This window comes from Enterobacter sp. CRENT-193, from assembly GCF_002787395.1.
In the GTDB taxonomy this organism is placed as follows: Bacteria; Pseudomonadota; Gammaproteobacteria; order Enterobacterales; family Enterobacteriaceae; genus Enterobacter; species Enterobacter hormaechei_C.
Map to the genome: position 1 here is coordinate 2,205,031 of NZ_CP024812.1, position 15,941 is coordinate 2,220,971.

Annotated in this window: 14 protein-coding genes and 6 tRNA genes; 8 read left to right on the forward strand and 12 right to left on the reverse strand. The window is 52.7% G+C overall.

The window, feature by feature from the left end; all coding sequences use genetic code 11:
• Positions 1–13: 13 nt before the first annotated feature.
• The 4 genes from ptsI to cysZ form a co-directional block, all read right to left on the reverse strand.
• Complete coding sequence (gene ptsI, locus CU081_RS10855) at positions 14–1,741, reverse strand: phosphoenolpyruvate-protein phosphotransferase PtsI (protein WP_039268987.1); 1,728 nt, start codon at positions 1,739–1,741, stop codon at positions 14–16.
• A gap of 45 nt (positions 1,742–1,786) precedes the next feature.
• Entirely contained in the window at positions 1,787–2,044 is a 258-nt protein-coding gene (gene ptsH / locus CU081_RS10860; protein WP_000487600.1) for a phosphocarrier protein Hpr, read from the reverse strand.
• A 317-nt stretch (positions 2,045–2,361) separates the two neighbouring features.
• Positions 2,362–3,333 carry a cysteine synthase A gene (gene cysK / locus CU081_RS10875; protein WP_003861321.1) on the reverse strand — a complete coding sequence of 324 codons (972 nt, stop codon included), beginning with the start codon at positions 3,331–3,333 and terminating at the stop codon, positions 2,362–2,364.
• Positions 3,334–3,496: 163 nt separating this feature from the next.
• Positions 3,497–4,258, reverse strand: coding sequence for a sulfate transporter CysZ (gene cysZ / locus CU081_RS10880; RefSeq protein ID WP_022651555.1), 762 nt, complete (start codon positions 4,256–4,258; stop codon positions 3,497–3,499).
• 229 nt (positions 4,259–4,487) lie between these two features.
• Here cysZ and zipA point away from each other — a divergent pair, with 229 nt between their 5' ends.
• From zipA to CU081_RS10900, 3 genes are all read left to right on the forward strand, one after another.
• Complete coding sequence (gene zipA / locus CU081_RS10890; protein ID WP_058647513.1) at positions 4,488–5,459, forward strand: cell division protein ZipA; 972 nt, start codon at positions 4,488–4,490, stop codon at positions 5,457–5,459.
• Positions 5,460–5,527: 68 nt separating this feature from the next.
• Positions 5,528–7,543 carry an NAD-dependent DNA ligase LigA gene (ligA, locus tag CU081_RS10895; protein WP_032645659.1) on the forward strand — a complete coding sequence of 672 codons (2,016 nt, stop codon included), beginning with the start codon at positions 5,528–5,530 and terminating at the stop codon, positions 7,541–7,543.
• Between the two features lies 1 nt (position 7,544).
• The gene (locus CU081_RS10900) at positions 7,545–7,760 is read left to right on the forward strand and encodes a DUF3820 family protein (protein WP_003861328.1); all 216 of its coding nucleotides are present in this window, start codon (positions 7,545–7,547) and stop codon (positions 7,758–7,760) included.
• Here CU081_RS10900 and CU081_RS10905 read toward each other — a convergent pair.
• Positions 7,757–8,752 (reverse strand): bile acid:sodium symporter family protein, encoded by a 996-nt coding sequence (locus tag CU081_RS10905; RefSeq protein ID WP_003861330.1) that lies wholly within the window; start codon positions 8,750–8,752, stop codon positions 7,757–7,759. The two genes, CU081_RS10900 and CU081_RS10905, sit on opposite strands and share 4 nt — an antisense overlap.
• Before the next feature lie 89 nt (positions 8,753–8,841).
• Between CU081_RS10905 and CU081_RS10910 the strand changes: the two genes are divergently transcribed.
• Complete coding sequence (locus CU081_RS10910) at positions 8,842–9,783, forward strand: LysR family transcriptional regulator (protein ID WP_003861331.1); 942 nt, start codon at positions 8,842–8,844, stop codon at positions 9,781–9,783.
• Here CU081_RS10910 and CU081_RS10915 read toward each other — a convergent pair.
• The 5 genes from CU081_RS10915 to CU081_RS10935 all read right to left on the reverse strand — a co-directional run bounded on the left by CU081_RS10915 (position 9,774) and on the right by CU081_RS10935 (position 10,630).
• Positions 9,774–10,115, reverse strand: coding sequence for a FlxA-like family protein (locus CU081_RS10915; protein WP_003861333.1), 342 nt, complete (start codon positions 10,113–10,115; stop codon positions 9,774–9,776). The genes CU081_RS10910 and CU081_RS10915 overlap by 10 nt on opposite strands.
• A 137-nt stretch (positions 10,116–10,252) precedes the next feature.
• Positions 10,253–10,328 (reverse strand) — tRNA-Lys (locus CU081_RS10920).
• Between the two features lie 4 nt (positions 10,329–10,332).
• A tRNA-Val gene (locus tag CU081_RS10925) sits at positions 10,333–10,408 on the reverse strand.
• A gap of 29 nt (positions 10,409–10,437) precedes the next feature.
• Positions 10,438–10,513 (reverse strand) — tRNA-Val (locus CU081_RS10930).
• Positions 10,514–10,554: 41 nt separating this feature from the next.
• Positions 10,555–10,630 (reverse strand) — tRNA-Val (locus CU081_RS10935).
• A 258-nt stretch (positions 10,631–10,888) separates the two neighbouring features.
• Between CU081_RS10935 and gltX the strand changes: the two genes are divergently transcribed.
• Positions 10,889–12,304, forward strand: a complete 1,416-nt coding sequence (gene gltX / locus CU081_RS10945) for a glutamate--tRNA ligase (RefSeq protein ID WP_003861336.1) — start codon at positions 10,889–10,891, stop codon at positions 12,302–12,304.
• Positions 12,305–12,356: 52 nt separating this feature from the next.
• On the opposite strand, the gene CU081_RS10950 is transcribed toward gltX, so the two are convergent.
• Both CU081_RS10950 and CU081_RS10955 read right to left on the reverse strand, forming a co-directional pair.
• Positions 12,357–12,743, reverse strand: a complete 387-nt coding sequence (locus tag CU081_RS10950; RefSeq protein ID WP_032645658.1) for a YfeC-like transcriptional regulator — start codon at positions 12,741–12,743, stop codon at positions 12,357–12,359.
• Between the two features lies 1 nt (position 12,744).
• Positions 12,745–13,104: a YfeC-like transcriptional regulator gene (locus CU081_RS10955; RefSeq protein WP_003861339.1), complete on the reverse strand. Its 360-nt coding sequence runs from the start codon at positions 13,102–13,104 to the stop codon at positions 12,745–12,747.
• A gap of 217 nt (positions 13,105–13,321) precedes the next feature.
• On the opposite strand from CU081_RS10955, the gene CU081_RS10960 reads away from it, so the two are divergent.
• The 3 genes from CU081_RS10960 (at position 13,322) to CU081_RS10970 (ending at position 15,915) form a co-directional block, all read left to right on the forward strand.
• Positions 13,322–13,397 (forward strand) — tRNA-Ala (locus tag CU081_RS10960).
• A gap of 41 nt (positions 13,398–13,438) precedes the next feature.
• Positions 13,439–13,514: transfer RNA gene (locus CU081_RS10965), tRNA-Ala, on the forward strand.
• 211 nt (positions 13,515–13,725) lie between these two features.
• Positions 13,726–15,915 (forward strand): EAL domain-containing protein, encoded by a 2,190-nt coding sequence (locus CU081_RS10970; RefSeq protein WP_022651553.1) that lies wholly within the window; start codon positions 13,726–13,728, stop codon positions 15,913–15,915.
• Positions 15,916–15,941 lie beyond the last annotated feature (26 nt).

Sequence of the window (15,941 nt, forward strand, 5' to 3'; positions counted from 1 at the left end):
CGCATCTCGTGGATTAGCAGATTGTTTTTTCTTCAATGAACTTGTTAACCAGCGTCATTAACTCGTCCGTTGTCGGTTGAGCAAGAGCCTGCTCTGCTAACACCTTCGCATCTTCGAAGTTCGTGTTACGGATAATCTTCTTAATGCGCGGGATGGAAATGGCGCTCATAGAGAATTCGTCCAGACCCATACCCAGCAACAGAAGTGTAGCACGTTCGTCGCCTGCAAGCTCACCACACATGCCAGTCCATTTACCTTCTGCATGAGAAGCATCAATAACTTGCTTGATCAAATTCAGTACGGACGGTGACATTGGCTGGTAGAGATGTGAAATCATATCATTACCACGGTCAACTGCCAGGGTGTACTGCGTTAAATCATTGGTACCGATACTAAAGAAATCAACTTCTTTGGCTAAATGACGCGCAATGGTCGCGGCTGCCGGTGTTTCCACCATCACGCCGAGCTCAATGGTTTCGTCAAATGCTTTACCTTCGTCGCGCAGTTCCTGTTTGTAGATTTCGATCTCTTTCTTCAGTGCACGCACTTCTTCAACAGAGATGATCATCGGGAACATGATGCGCAGTTTACCGAAAGCGGAGGCACGCAGAATAGCGCGAACCTGGTCACGCAGGATCTCTTTGCGATCCATGGCGATACGCACGGCACGCCAGCCCAGGAACGGGTTCTCTTCTTTCGGGAAGTTCATGTACGGCAGCTCTTTGTCGCCACCGATGTCCATGGTACGGACGATAACCGCCTGCGAGCCGCACGCTTCCGCAACCGCTTTGTACGCTGCAAACTGCTCTTCTTCCGTTGGCAGAGCGTCGCGATCCATGAACAGGAATTCAGTACGATACAGACCCACACCTTCCGCGCCGTTGCGCTCAGCGCCGTCAACGTCACGTACGGTACCGATGTTAGCGCACACTTCAACCTGATGGCCGTCCAGCGTGATGGCTGGCAGATCTTTCAGTTTAGCGAGTTCCGCTTTCTCGGTAGCAACCTGCTCCTGAACGGCGCGCAGTTGCTCGATCACATCGTTAGTTGGGTTGACGTAAACCACATTGTTTACGGCATCCAGAATCAGATAGTCGTCGTTTTTAACCTGAGAGGTAACGCTACCGGTACCCACAATGGCTGGCAGCTCCAGAGAACGCGCCATGATAGAGGTGTGGGAAGTACGTCCACCTGCATCAGTAATGAAACCCAGCACCTTGTTCAGGTTCAGCTGTGCGGTTTCAGACGGGGTCAGGTCAGCGGCAACCAGGATCACTTCGTCCTGAATCGCGCTCAGATCGATGATGGCCAGACCCAGGATGTTGCGCAGCAGGCGCTTACCGATGTCACGTACGTCAGCCGCACGCTCTTTCAGGTATTCATCGTCCAGCTCTTCCAGGGCAGATGCCTGACCTTCGATAACTTCATGCGCAGCCGCGTCGGCCGTCATGCCTTTATCTTTAATCAGGGCTATGATTTCCTGCTCCAGCTCCTCATCTTCGAGCAGCATAATGTGCCCTTCGAAGATGGCTTCTTTTTCTTCACCGAAAGTTTCGCCAGCTTTAGTTTTAATCGCTTCCAGTTGCGCAGATGCCTTGGCACGACCGCTCAGAAAACGTTCAACTTCCTGATCAACCTTGTCGGCAGAAATTTTTTTCCGGTCAATGACGATTTCGTCTTCTTTCAGCAGCAATGCTTTGCCGAAAGCGATACCCGGGGATGCTAAAATGCCTGAAATCATAACCCTACCTTACTTGTGACTGATATTGAAAAGAACCCGGTAAACTTACTCGAGTTCAGCCATCAGCTTAACCAGATGCTCAACTGCTTTCTGCTCGTCTTCACCTTCAGCGGAGATGGTAACAACGGTACCCTGAGTCAGGCCCAGAGTTTGCAGCTTGAACAGGCTTTTTGCGCTAGCGCTTTTGCCGTTGGAAGTCACAGTGATTTCAGAAGTGAAGCCTTTCGCTTCTTTAACAAACTGAGCAGCAGGGCGGGTGTGCAGACCGTTCGGAGCGGTAATGGTAACTTCTTGCTGGAACATTGTATTTCCCCAACTTATAGGTTTAGTGTTGTGGAACTAAAGTCTAGCCTGGCGACTTAACTTTAGCCTGTATAGTTAGCGCTGACGTTTCAATCGTCATTAAACATTATGCAGTGAAAGCAAGACTTGAACCAAATCATAAAATCGATTCAGCAGCGCTATTTCGTTCACCGATTAATTTCGCGCATCAAAATAATTGCTGGTTTAAATACCAGACCCAACGGGGTGAAGCAATGCCAGGAGGGGTAAAACTTTGAAGCAGGCCACAAAAAAGCACCTGAAAAGGTGCTTTTTTACGCGTTTTTAACATGCTGGCATCACTGTTGCAGTTCTTTCTCTGTGAAGAGATCGGCAAACAGTGCTGTGCTTAAGTAACGCTCCCCCGAAGACGGTAGGATAACCACAATGTTCTTATTGGTAAAGATTTCGTCTTCCAGCAGTTTGAGCGCTGCCGCAACCGCCGCACCGGAAGAGATACCCGCCAGAATGCCTTCCTCGTCCATCAGGCGACGCGCCGTAGAGATGGCTTCTTCATTGGTGATGGCGACCACTTTATCGATCAGCTTCAGATCGAGGTTGCCTGGAATAAAGCCAGCCCCGATACCCTGGATTTTGTGCGGACCTGGTTTGATCTCTTCGCCTGCCAGCGCCTGAGCGATAACCGGCGAGTCGGTTGGCTCAACGGCAACGGTAATCAGATCTTTTTTACCTTTCGTGCCTTTAATATAGCGAGACACCCCGGTCAGCGTACCGCCGGTGCCTACGCCGGAGATAAACACATCAACCTGACCGTCGGTATCTTCCCAGATTTCCGGGCCGGTGGTTTTCTCATGAATTTCCGGGTTGGCCGGGTTGCTGAACTGCTGGAGCAGCAGATATTTTGCAGGATCGCTGGCGACGATTTCTTCGGCCTTCTGAATCGCGCCCTTCATGCCTTTCGCGCCTTCGGTCAGGACCAGGTTCGCACCCAGCGCTTTCAGCAGCTTACGACGCTCAATGCTCATGGTTTCAGGCATAGTCAGCGTCAGCTTATAGCCACGCGCCGCCGCAACATAGGCCAGAGCGATACCGGTATTGCCGCTGGTGGGTTCAACCAGCTCAACGCCAGGTTTCAGCACGCCACGCTTTTCAGCATCCCAAATCATATTCGCACCGATACGGCATTTAACGCTGAAGCTTGGGTTACGAGATTCGACCTTCGCCAGAATGCGTCCATTACCGATACGGTTCAGTCGAACCAGGGGCGTATGACCGATAGTCAGCGAGTTGTCTTCATAAATCTTACTCATGGCCTGTCCTTAACTGTATGAAATTGGGATACCGACCCAGCATACCTGTTGAACAGGTATGGGGAAGTAAGGAAATCGCATATCTATATGCTGCAAGGAAATAATGGGGATCAGTATGGAATAAGGGGCGGCATAAGCCACCCCTCTTTTACACATTTTTGCATTACTTCCATAACGCGTGCTTAGCACGGTAGCAGTCCACCCACATCGCCGTCGCGCCGCATACGGCAACGGGCATGATGAACAAATTCAGGAAAGGGATCATGGTGAACAGGCTGGTCAGCGCGCCAAACTGCATATTGGCAACCTTCTGAGTGCGCAGGGCAGTGCGCATCTCTTTAAACGGCACTTTGTGGTTATCGAACGGATAATCACAGTACTGGATAGCGAGCATCCAGGCGCTGAACAGGAACCACAGCACGGGCGCGACCGTCTGGCCAATCCCGGGTACAAAATAAAGGATAAGCAGCACAATCGCCCGCGGCAGGTACCAGGCGAACTTCTGCCATTCACGCTTCATGATGCGGGGGAGATCTTTCACGAGCCCCAATACGCCCGTGTCAGGTGGCGTCGCACCGGTCAGGCGCGCTTCAAGCTGTTCGGCCAGCAGACCGTTGAACGGCGCGGCTATCCAGTTTGCTATCGTCGAAAAGAAATAGCCGAAAACCAGCAGCACGGAGATAACCGCAATCGGCCAGAGCAGGTAGTCTAGCCACTGTAACCAGTCCGGCACATAGCTCATCAGGGAAGGGATCCACCTTTCCAGTCTGGTGAACAGCCACCAGAAGGCCCCGCCCATCAGAATAATGTTGATCAGTAACGGCAAAATAACGAAGCGTCGAATGCCCGGCAGGGAGACCAGTTTCCAGCCCTGAGAAAAGTACCAGACCCCGCTGCGTGGGGCAGAAGAAGATGTTGAAACCATACCAGGCTGTACTCCTTTTTACACAACCAGTGGAATTGCCCGCCTATATTATCCAGTTACGGGCCAATGACCAGTTCGGAAATGTTCGAAAAACCAGCAAAAAGCACGATTTAGTTCATCTTTATGCTGTGAATGCTCTGCATACACTTGCACTTGACGTAAACGGCAAATACTCTTAGTGAGTAAATGTTTGCCGTGGTGGCAAGGTGTTAGAACAACAGAGAATATAATGATGCAGGATTTGCGTCTGATATTAATCATTGTTGGCGCGATCGCCATAATCGCTTTACTGGTACATGGTTTCTGGACCAGCCGTAAAGAGCGTTCATCTATGTTTCGCGATCGTCCACTGAAGCGCATGAAGTCCAGTCGTGACGACGATGACGTTGAAGACGACATCGACGGTCTTGACGACGACGGCGTGGGTGAAGTTCGTGTTCATCGGGTCAATACTGCGCCCGGCGCAGCGCATGGAGAGCATGAAGCCCCCCGCGCTCCGCAGCACCAGTATCAACCACCGTATGCCTCTGCCCAGCCGCGCCAGCCAGCGCCGCCGCCAGTGGAAGAACCTGTTCGTCATCCGCCGCACCAGCCTGTGCAACAGCAGCCCGTTGCGCCACAGCCTGTACAGCCGCAACCTGTCCAACAGCCTGCACAGCCAGTGCATCAGCCACAGCCTGTTCAGCAGCCGCAGCCTGAACCGCCTGCGCCACAGCCCGCCCCGCGCGCTGAGCCAGAGCCGGTTGCAGAGCCAGAACCGGTTGTTGAAAAGCCGCAGCGTAAAGAAGCGGTGATCATTATGAACGTGGCTGCTCATCATGGCACCCATCTGAACGGTGATGTGCTGCTTAACAGCATCCAACAGGCAGGCTTCAAGTTCGGCGACATGAATATTTTCCATCGCCACCTGAGTCCTGACGGCAGCGGTCCGGCGCTGTTCAGCCTGGCCAATATGGTCAATCCAGGCACGTTTGACCCGGAAATGACCGGTGATTTCGTCACACCAGGCGTTACGATCTTTATGCAGGTGCCGTCCTACGGTGACGAGCTGCAAAACTTTAAGCTGATGCTACAGTCCGCTCAGCACATCGCCGACGAAGTGGGCGGTGTGGTGCTCGACGATCAGCGTCGAATGATGACGCCGCAGAAACTGCGCGAGTATCAGGACCGCATCCGCGAAGTTAAGGAAGCGAACGCGTAATCGTCGCGTTAACTTCAACTCCTCCTCAACCCCCGCCTGTCGGGGGTTTTTCTCATTGATGGTGCGATATGGACTCAATCGAACAACAACTTACTGAACTGCGAACCACGCTTCGCCATCATGAATATCTCTATCATGTTATGGACGCACCGGAAGTGCCGGATGCGGAGTATGACCGCCTGATGCGTGAACTGCGCGAGCTGGAAGCGCAGCACCCCGAACTGATTACGCCCGATTCTCCAACGCAGCGCGTCGGTGCGGAACCGCTGGGAGCTTTCAGCCAGGTGCGCCACGAAGTGCCGATGCTGTCGCTGGATAACGTGTTTGATGAAGAGAGTTTTCTGGCTTTCAACAAGCGCGTGCAGGATCGCCTGAAGAGCGTCGACAATCTGAGCTGGTGCTGCGAGCTAAAGCTGGATGGTCTGGCCGTCAGTATTCTTTATGAGAACGGCGTGATGGTGCGTGCCGCAACGCGCGGCGACGGCACTACCGGGGAAGACATCACCACCAATGTGCGCACTATTCGTGCGATCCCGCTGAAACTGCGTGGCGATAACATTCCCGCCCGGCTGGAAGTGCGCGGGGAAGTGTTCCTTCCGCAGGCGGGCTTCGAGAAGATCAACGAAGAAGCGCGTCGTACCGGCGGGAAAGTGTTTGCTAACCCGCGTAACGCGGCGGCAGGTTCGCTGCGTCAGCTCGATCCGCGTATCACCGCGAAGCGACCGCTTACTTTCTTCTGCTACGGCGTCGGGATCCTGGAAGGCGGTGACCTGCCAGATACCCACCTGGGGCGTTTAATGCAGTTCAAAGAGTGGGGATTACCGGTAAGCAACCGCGTGCAGCTCTGCGACTCTCCGGAGGCGGTGCTGGCGTTCTATCACAAGGTTGAAGAAGATCGTCCCACGCTCGGGTTTGATATTGACGGCGTGGTGATCAAGGTTAATTCGCTGGCGTTGCAGGAACAGTTGGGATTTGTGGCCCGTGCGCCACGCTGGGCGGTGGCCTTTAAGTTTCCGGCGCAAGAGCAGATGACCTTCGTTCGCGACGTGGAGTTTCAGGTCGGACGTACGGGGGCCATTACGCCTGTGGCGCGTCTGGAGCCTGTGCAGGTGGCTGGCGTGCTGGTAAGTAACGCCACGCTGCATAACGCCGATGAAATTGCGCGTCTGGGGCTGCGAATTGGTGACAAAGTGGTGATTCGCCGCGCGGGTGATGTGATCCCACAGGTGGTTAACGTTGTGGAGTCTGAACGTCCTGCCGACACCCGTGCCATCGAGTTTCCAGCCCACTGTCCGGTATGTGGTTCTGACGTTGAGCGCGTGGAAGGTGAAGCGGTAACGCGCTGTACGGGCGGGTTAATCTGCGGCGCGCAGCGTAAAGAGTCCCTGAAGCACTTCGTCTCCCGCCGGGCGATGGATGTGGACGGAATGGGTGACAAGATTATCGACCAGTTAGTTGAGAAAGAGTACGTCCATACGCCTGCGGACCTCTTTACCCTGACGGCAGGTAAGCTGACCGGTCTTGATCGTATGGGACCGAAATCTGCCCAGAACATTGTTAACGCGCTCGAGGCGGCCAAAAACACCACCTTTGCCCGTTTCCTTTACGCGCTCGGCATTCGTGAAGTCGGAGAGGCGACGGCGGCAGGGCTGGCGGCGTATTTCGGCACGCTGGACGCGCTGGAGAAAGCCACCATCGACGAGCTACAGAAAGTCCCTGATGTCGGCATTGTGGTCGCCACCCACGTTTTCAACTTCTTCGCCGAAGAGAGCAACCGTGAAGTGATCGGTAAATTACTGGAACAGGGCATTCACTGGCCCGCACCGGTAGTGGTTAATGCCGAAGAGATCGACAGTCCGTTTGCCGGTAAAACGGTGGTGCTGACCGGCAGCCTGAGTCAGCTTTCACGCGATGACGCGAAAGCGCGCCTGGTGGCGCTGGGGGCAAAAGTGGCGGGCAGCGTATCGAAGAAAACCGACCTGGTGATTGCCGGGGAAGCGGCCGGTTCGAAGCTGGCAAAAGCGCAGGAGCTTGGCATCGAGATAATCGACGAAGCGGAAATGATGCGCCTGTTAGGAGAGTGACGTGGAAAAAGAGCAGCTCGTTGAGATCGCCAATACGGAGATGCCGTTCGGTAAATATAAGGGTCGCAGGCTGATTGATTTACCGGAAGAGTATCTGCTGTGGTTTGCCCGTAAGGATGAGTTCCCCGCCGGGCGTCTGGGCGAGCTGATGGCTATCACGTTACTGATCAAAACAGAGGGGCTGACCCAGCTGGTTCAGCCCCTGAAACGTCCTTAAACTTTCGCGGCGTGGGTCTCTTCCTGCGCCAGCTTTTCCGTCTGCGCCTTGTAACGCCGCGCCAGTACCGCACACACCATCAGCTGGATCTGATGGAAAATCATCAGCGGCAACACCATCATCCCAATGACAGACGTCGGGAAAAGAATATTGGCCATTGGGATCCCGTTGGCCAGGCTCTTTTTCGATCCGCAAAATACAATGGTGATTTCATCGGCCTTATTGAAGCCGCATTTGCGGGCCACAAAGACGTTAACCGCGATGACAATGGCCAGCAGAACGATGCTTACCACCACAATAAACAGCAGCGATCCAGCACCCACCCTGTGCCAGATGCCGTTCACCACGGCTTCGCTGAAGGCCGTGTAAACCACCAGCAGAATGGAGCTTTGGTCCGTTTTCCCGATCCATTTTTTATGTTTCGCCACAAACTCCCCAATCCAGGGACGGGATAAGTGTCCGAGCACAAACGGCAGCAGCAGTTGCAGACAAATTTTACCCACCTGCTCCAGATTGCCTTCCGCCCCGTGCATGTTCATTAGCAGACCGACCAGCAGCGGTGAAACAAAGATCCCGAGCAGGCTGGAAGCGGAAGCAGAACAAACCGCCGCCGCGACGTTACCGCCCGCCAGCGAGGTAAAGGCAATTGCAGACTGCACGGTGGCCGGCAAAATGCACAGATAAAGGAAACCGGTATACAGCGCCGGATCGACATTTACCGGCGCCCACCAGGCGAACAGCACGCCCAGAACCGGGAAGAGGATAAAAGTGCTGCACATTACCCACAGATGCAGTCGCCAGTGGCTACCGCCTGCAATAATGGCTTCCCGGGAGAGTTTGGCGCCATGCATAAAGAACAGCAGGGCAATGGCTGCCGTGGTCAGTCCTTCAATAACCGGAACGAAACTGCCCCGCGCCGGGAAGAACGAGGCCAGCAAGACGACACCAATCAGGGTCAGCGTAAACGGATCAAGGATACGAAAAAGTTTCATAATCACTCCTGAAAACAGATGCCGCTATTGTGCTTTCTTCCCTTTGAGAAATAAAATTGATTTATTGCATCCATTCATGAATTAAACAGATGAATTATTCGTTACGTCAGCTTCGCGTTTTCGTCACCGTCGCGCAGGCCCGCAGCTTTAGCCGGGCAGGGGAGATCATTGGCCTCAGTCAGTCGGCGGTGAGCCATAGCGTTAAGGAGCTTGAAACGCAAACGGGCGTGAAGCTGCTCGACCGCACGACGCGAGAAGTGGTGCTCACCGAAGCGGGACAGCAGCTGGCAATGCGTCTGGAGAGGCTGCTGGATGAACTGAACAGTACGCTCAGGGATGTCGGCCGGCTCGGACAACAGCTTTCCGGCACCGTGAGAGTGGCGGCGAGCCAGACGATTTCGGCGCATCTTATTCCCCAGTGCATCGCTGAAAGTAATCACCGCTATCCGGATATTGATTTTGTTTTGCATGACAGGCCGCAGCAGTGGGTACTTGAGAGTATCCGTCAGGGGGATGTGGATTTTGGCATCGTTATTGATCCCGGAGCGGTAAGCGACCTGGAATGTGAAGTGGTACTCTCGGAGCCCTTTTTATTGCTCTGCCGCGATGATGATCCTCTGGCATCGCTGCCGCAGGTGGCCTGGCAGGCCTTGCAGGGGGCAAACCTGGTGTTACAGGATTATGCATCAGGCAGCCGCCCGCTGATAGATGCCGCACTGACCGCGCAGGGTGTTAAGGCAACCATTGTGCAGGAGATCGGGCATCCTGCCACGCTGTTCCCCATGGTCGAAGCGGGGATTGGCATCAGCGTTCTGCCGGCGCTGGCGCTGCCACTGCCGCAAGGGAGTCGTTTAACGGTGAAGCGTTTCGTACCCTGTGTCGAACGCCAGCTGATGCTGGTACGCCGTAAAAACAGGTCTCTTTCCGGCGCGGCGCATGCCTGCTGGGATGTGGTGCGTATGCAGGCCGAACGTTTGATGGAGGCCCGCACACGCGATCCACTTTTTAACGAAACCAATAATCAGACGTAGATATTAATCTGATGTTCTGCGGAGGGCTTATTGATGCCTTCCGCGACTGCCTCACCTTTTTCCTGCTTTGGCATCGCCTCTTCGGCCTGCTGACGCTGCAATTGCGCCAGCTGTGCCTGCAACATAGCCAGCTGAGATTCGAGTAATTCTTGCTGCTTTTGCTTTTCTTCTGCTGTGGCATCACCCATGGCCACTTCTTTGAGCTGCTGAGTGACTTTCGTTATCTGTTTGGTCAGACGGGTGATTTGAGAAGCAATGTCGTTTCCGCCGGAGCTGTTATCTACGCTGCCGATTTCCATCGCCGACAGAGAAACGGGCTTAAGAGTTGTCATATTGAGATCCTTTTCGCCATAAAATAGAGGTATCGGCAAAGAAGGCGTGAGCTTGAGTAAAACAAGCGGTCTGGCTGCAATGGGGATGTGCTATGTCGCAGATAGCAAAAAAGCGCCTTTAGGGCGCTTTTTTACATTGGTGGGTCGTGCAGGATTCGAACCTGCGACCAATTGATTAAAAGTCAACTGCTCTACCAACTGAGCTAACGACCCGAAATGGTGGGCGATGACGGGCTCGAACCGCCGACCCCCTCCGTGTAAAGGAGATGCTCTACCAACTGAGCTAATCGCCCATTTCGGAACTGCTGCGATAAGGTGAGAATGGTGGGCGATGACGGGCTCGAACCGCCGACCCCCTCCGTGTAAAGGAGATGCTCTACCAACTGAGCTAATCGCCCAATCTCAATTCTTATCTACACTGCGAGTCTACCTAAGTAGATGGTGGGTGATGACGGGCTCGAACCGCCGACCCCCTCCGTGTAAAGGAGATGCTCTACCAACTGAGCTAATCACCCCCGCTGTGTGGAGTCGCATTATAGGGAGAGTTGAAAATGAGTCAACGCATTTTCTAAAGTTTTTATTCGTTCGTCGTAAAATTAGTCAAAACGATCGCAAAACGGACTGTGGCGCATGATTTATAAACAAAAACAGCAATCTCGAACCGGATAAAGTGATCGACATTGAGGAATCGGCCCACAGTGATAGAATATTGCCCATTGTTTTCTTCCCGGAATTTGCCGATTACCGGCATCTTTATAACGTAAGGCCATTTCATGAAAATCAAAACTCGCTTCGCGCCGAGCCCGACAGGCTATCTGCATGTCGGTGGTGCACGTACCGCTCTCTACTCCTGGCTTTTCGCACGTCACAACAACGGTGAGTTTGTGCTGCGTATTGAAGACACCGATCTGGAGCGCTCAACGCCGGAAGCAATTGAAGCCATTATGGATGGGATGAACTGGCTGAATCTGGCGTGGGACGAAGGCCCATACTTCCAGACCAAACGTTTTGACCGCTATAACGCCGTAATTGACGAGATGCTGGTGGCAGGCACAGCCTATAAGTGTTACTGCTCCAGGGAGCGTCTGGATGCGCTGCGCGAAGAGCAAATGGCAAAAGGCGAAAAACCGCGTTATGACGGTCGCTGCCGCCATGACCACAGCGAGCATGCTGCTGATGAGCCTTGCGTAGTGCGTTTTGCTAACCCGCAGGATGGCTCTGTTATCTTTGATGACCAGATCCGTGGCCCGATCGAATTCAGCAACCAGGAGCTGGATGACCTCATCATTCGTCGTACTGACGGATCGCCAACCTATAACTTCTGCGTAGTTGTGGACGACTGGGATATGGAAATCACTCACGTGATCCGTGGTGAAGACCATATCAATAACACCCCGCGTCAGATCAACATTCTGAAAGCGTTGAACGCGCCTGTACCGGTATATGCGCACGTATCAATGATCAACGGTGACGACGGTAAAAAGCTGTCCAAACGTCATGGCGCGGTGAGTGTGATGCAGTACCGTGATGACGGCTATCTGCCGGAAGCGCTGCTGAACTACCTGGTGCGTCTGGGCTGGGCTCATGGTGACCAGGAGATCTTCAGCCGCGAAGAGATGATCGAGCTGTTCTCTCTGAACTCGGTGAGCAAATCAGCCAGCGCGTTCAACACTGACAAACTGCTGTGGCTGAACCATCACTACATCAATACCATGCAGCCAGAATATGTAGCGACTTATCTGCAATGGCACATTGAACAGGCAAACATCGATACCCGTACGGGCCCTGAACTGGCGGATCTGGTGAAGCTGCTTGGCGAGCGTTGCAAAACGCTGAAAGAAATTGCTGAAAGCTGCCGTTACTTCTATGAAGAGTTTGACGCGTTCGACGCCGACGCGGCCAAGAAACACCTGCGTCCGGTTGCGCGTCAGCCGCTGGAAGTGGTGCGTGACAAACTCGAAGCCATTACCGAATGGACTGCGGAAAATGTTCACCACGCGATTCAGGCTACCGCTGATGAGCTGGAAATTGGCATGGGTAAAGTCGGTATGCCGCTGCGCGTTGCGGTGACGGGGGCAGGCCAGTCTCCGGCGCTGGACGTGACCGTTCATGCCATCGGCAAATCACGTAGCGTTGCGCGTATCAACAAAGCGCTGGACTTTATTGCTGAGCGCGAAAGCCAGCAGTAATGCTCGTGTAATACAAAAAACGGCAGGGTAACTTGCCGTTTTTTTATGCCTGTTATTCAGCAATACCAAGACGCGTGAGAAAACCCTGCAACCCTTCACGAGCGAGCAACTTGTGCAAACGTTCCTGTTCGATAGTCGTCATGTTTTCCAGCGAGTCGATAATTTGTGGAAGCAGGCTGGATGAGGTTGCCACGCCGTAGTGGGAAGGGCTTTCCGCCACATGGTAAACAGCCCGACGGTTACGAATGGCAGGAAGGCTAATGATGTGCTCCTTAACGTGCGCATCAATACATATCACCCTCGCTCTTCCGCCTTTTACACCGTTGATACCCTCCGTTTTCCATCCCTTCTGTCGTATCCAGCGATTAACGGTTTGTCGGGCTACGCCCAGACTGTCCGCCAGCTCTTCCGTGGTCATTTTGCTGCGTAATCTTTTCATATCAGCGTTGGTCGCGAATCCCTAAACGTTGTAACAAGCCGGTAATCCCTTCCCGCAGTAACAGCGATGTCATCTGCTTTTGCTCTTCCGGCGTCATTTCATTCGCCAGCGTCAGGAGCAGGGCATGAAGCGAGCCCTCGTGGTACGTATCTGGCAGTTCCGGCGTCTCTGTTGCCCTGCGCGCGCTGCGAATAAAGTCGCGCACTTTTTCATTGACGTGTACCAGACGCGCCTTGCCACCCTGAACGCCTGGCTTTGGCGATGTAATCCAACCCTCTTTGCGTACCCATTTATTGATGGTCTGTCGGCTATAGCCAGTCAGCAGGGCTAACTCTTCTGGCGTCATTCGTTCCTTGATCATACAATTTCCTGAATATCTGTGGGGTTAATTAGTGGTTCATTTTATAGCACCGTTTTACGTGAAAACGTGACAAGCTTAACTCCTGGCTGCGAGCAGGCTCGCAAAGTGATTCATTTGCATGATTTTTCGGCGGTTGAAAGGCGGAGGTTGAATTTGCCGTTGACACTCTGCGGCGGAATTCATATTATGCCGCCCGTCAACATGACAGCTTTACGACGGGGCTATAGCTCAGCTGGGAGAGCGCCTGCATGGCATGCAGGAGGTCAGCGGTTCGATCCCGCTTAGCTCCACCAAACTCTGAACCCAACAGAGTGCGGTAGGTAAAGTAACATGTGGGGCTATAGCTCAGCTGGGAGAGCGCTTGCATGGCATGCAAGAGGTCAGCGGTTCGATCCCGCTTAGCTCCACCAAAATTTAAACCCTCGTCGCAAGACGGGGGTTTTTTTATATCTTGTAAAATGTTTAGACTCTTTTTGTTGCCAGCAATGTCGTTTTCTATACATCACCTCAATCCAAATCAATAAACAAGTCTATAAATAGACCTGAACTTGATTCGTGCAATTAATAAACCTATTATCCATCCGGTCAATAAGACGATGGTTAAATAGATCACACGGATTAATGAATAGAAAAATTTACAATAATGTAAAAATATTTATGATTGTCCTGGCGTTAAGCCTGATTACGATCCCCTTTTCCCGTTATATCTCCCCGCGCGCTATCGTCAACGAAAATGATGTTTATTTAGCGTGGTTGCCCTTAAGCGCCATGCTCGCCATCGTATTGTTATTTGGACGTCGGGCAATCATTCCTTTACTGATTGGATTTAGTGTTACTAACATTTATTACTTTGATTTAGCATTACTACAATCTTCCGTGTTATTAATTTGTCAGACGTTTGCCGTCTTCGCTGCCTGTGGCGTCATCCGTCTGATGCTGGGCAAACGCTGGCGACACAGCATCCCGAATAAGTACATCGGTATACGTATTTTCTGGCTCGGATTTGTGGTTCCTGTAGGCATCAAATTATCGATGTATCTGGCGGGATATTTATTTGATTTTCCGGTGACAATCTCCTCCTATTTCGGCGAAGGCTCTGCAATTTATAACGTTATCGATATTCAAAGCCTGATTTGTGCCGCCCTGATTTTCACCATGATGTTCTACTACCCGTTAAGAATGATAATTAATCCCCGGTATGCCCGAACATTCTGGCGGCGAAGCGTGAAGCCCCTCTTTTGTCACAAAAAAGTGTTATTTATCGTTGTGTGGCTGATGCTGTTGGTCTCGATGATCGCTATTTTGTGCGCGCCTTTCGAGTCACAGTTTATTGCTGGTTATTTGATGCCAATCGTTTTTATTCTTTTTACCCTGGGGATTGGTCGTCTGAGCTATGCGCTCATCTCTTTACTCTGGGCGGCCTCGGCGCTCATGCTATTGACCTACAATTATAATTTTCTTAATGGCGTTGAATCGGGCCACTCGCTCTCCTTTATCTTGTCGGTACTGATCTCTTTCGCCATCTGCCTGCTTTACATGTCGCGGATCTATCAGAAAAGTGAATGGCTGAAACAGGGGTGGCAGGAGAGGGCGCTTACCGATCCGCTCACCGGTCTGCCTAACATTCGTGCGCTGGAAGTGTTTTTACAGCACCATCCCGAAGCCAAAATCTGCTGCCTGCGCCTGGATAATCTGGAATTTCTGAGCCGTCATTACGGCATCCTCATGCGTGTACACTGTAAAAAGATGATCACCGCGTCGCTGCAACCGTTATTGCAAAAAGACGAGAAGCTCTTTCAGTTGCCAGGCAGTGAGCTGGTGGTGGTCTTGTTGGGTCCGGGCACGGCTGAACGTCTGCAATATATGGTTGATCATCTGAACAGCCGTAAGATTGTCTGGAACAAGACTGAGCTCGACATTGAGTTTGGCGCCTCCTGGGGCGAAGTGCCGGATGGGGAAAGCCTGCACCACACGCTGGGTCAGCTGAGCTGGCTGTCCGAGCAATCCTGTGGCGGGCATAACGTTCTGGCGTTAACCAACAGTCTGGATGATGTCTCTGGTCAGACGACGGACAGGGTGCTAATGCTGGCCCGCATAAAACGCGCCCTTGATATTGGCGGTCTTCACCTTTACGCCCAGCCAATTCACAACGCGCGCGGAGAAGGGTACTTTGAAATCCTCTCCAGGCTGGAAAGCGATGGCGAGATCATCACCCCTGACCGCTTTATTCCGCTGATTGCTCAGTTCAACCTGAGCCACCGGTTTGACCTGAACGTGTTGGAAAAATTGCTGATGTGGATGCGCAGCCATCCGTCCGGACGTGCAGGAACGCGCTTCTCCGTCAATCTAATGCCGCTGACGCTGATGCAAAATGAGATTGCGGCTGAGATCATCGCGCTTTTTGAACGCTACGCCATTGCGCCGCAAAATATCATCATTGAGATCACCGAGGAACAGGCTTTCTCAGACTCGGGAAGCAGCATCAAAAATATTCAGCAGCTGCGTGATTACGGCTTCCGCATTGCCATAGACGACTTTGGTACCGGCTATGCCAACTTTGAGCGCCTGAAGCGGCTGGAGGCCGATATCATTAAGATCGATGGTTGCTTCGTGAAAGATATCTGCACCGACAGCATGGATGCGATGATCGTGCAGTCCATTTGCAACATGGCAAAAACGAAATCGCTGTGTGTGGTGGCTGAATATGTGGAAACGGCTGAACAACGCGAGATGTTGTTGCAATTTGGCGTAGATTATTTGCAGGGCTATTTGATTGGTAAACCCCAGCCTCTGGCGGCGCTGGAAGCATAAAAAAACCGGGAGCGAGGACTCCCGGT

What these genes read in the sequence shown, in the direction of transcription:
- ligA (WP_032645659.1), top strand. Translation starts at nt 5,528, where the DNA reads ATGGACTCAATCGAACAACAACTTACTGAACTGCGAACCACGCTTCGC.
- CU081_RS10910 (WP_003861331.1), top strand. Translation starts at nt 8,842, where the DNA reads ATGAATTATTCGTTACGTCAGCTTCGCGTTTTCGTCACCGTCGCGCAG.
- CU081_RS10955 (WP_003861339.1), bottom strand. Translation starts at nt 13,104, where the DNA reads ATGATCAAGGAACGAATGACGCCAGAAGAGTTAGCCCTGCTGACTGGC.
- ptsH (WP_000487600.1), bottom strand. Translation starts at nt 2,044, where the DNA reads ATGTTCCAGCAAGAAGTTACCATTACCGCTCCGAACGGTCTGCACACC.
- CU081_RS10905 (WP_003861330.1), bottom strand. Translation starts at nt 8,752, where the DNA reads ATGAAACTTTTTCGTATCCTTGATCCGTTTACGCTGACCCTGATTGGT.
- CU081_RS10950 (WP_032645658.1), bottom strand. Translation starts at nt 12,743, where the DNA reads ATGAAAAGATTACGCAGCAAAATGACCACGGAAGAGCTGGCGGACAGT.
- ptsI (WP_039268987.1), bottom strand. Translation starts at nt 1,741, where the DNA reads ATGATTTCAGGCATTTTAGCATCCCCGGGTATCGCTTTCGGCAAAGCA.
- gltX (WP_003861336.1), top strand. Translation starts at nt 10,889, where the DNA reads ATGAAAATCAAAACTCGCTTCGCGCCGAGCCCGACAGGCTATCTGCAT.
- cysK (WP_003861321.1), bottom strand. Translation starts at nt 3,333, where the DNA reads ATGAGTAAGATTTATGAAGACAACTCGCTGACTATCGGTCATACGCCC.
- CU081_RS10970 (WP_022651553.1), top strand. Translation starts at nt 13,726, where the DNA reads ATGAATAGAAAAATTTACAATAATGTAAAAATATTTATGATTGTCCTG.
- CU081_RS10915 (WP_003861333.1), bottom strand. Translation starts at nt 10,115, where the DNA reads ATGACAACTCTTAAGCCCGTTTCTCTGTCGGCGATGGAAATCGGCAGC.
- cysZ (WP_022651555.1), bottom strand. Translation starts at nt 4,258, where the DNA reads ATGGTTTCAACATCTTCTTCTGCCCCACGCAGCGGGGTCTGGTACTTT.
- zipA (WP_058647513.1), top strand. Translation starts at nt 4,488, where the DNA reads ATGATGCAGGATTTGCGTCTGATATTAATCATTGTTGGCGCGATCGCC.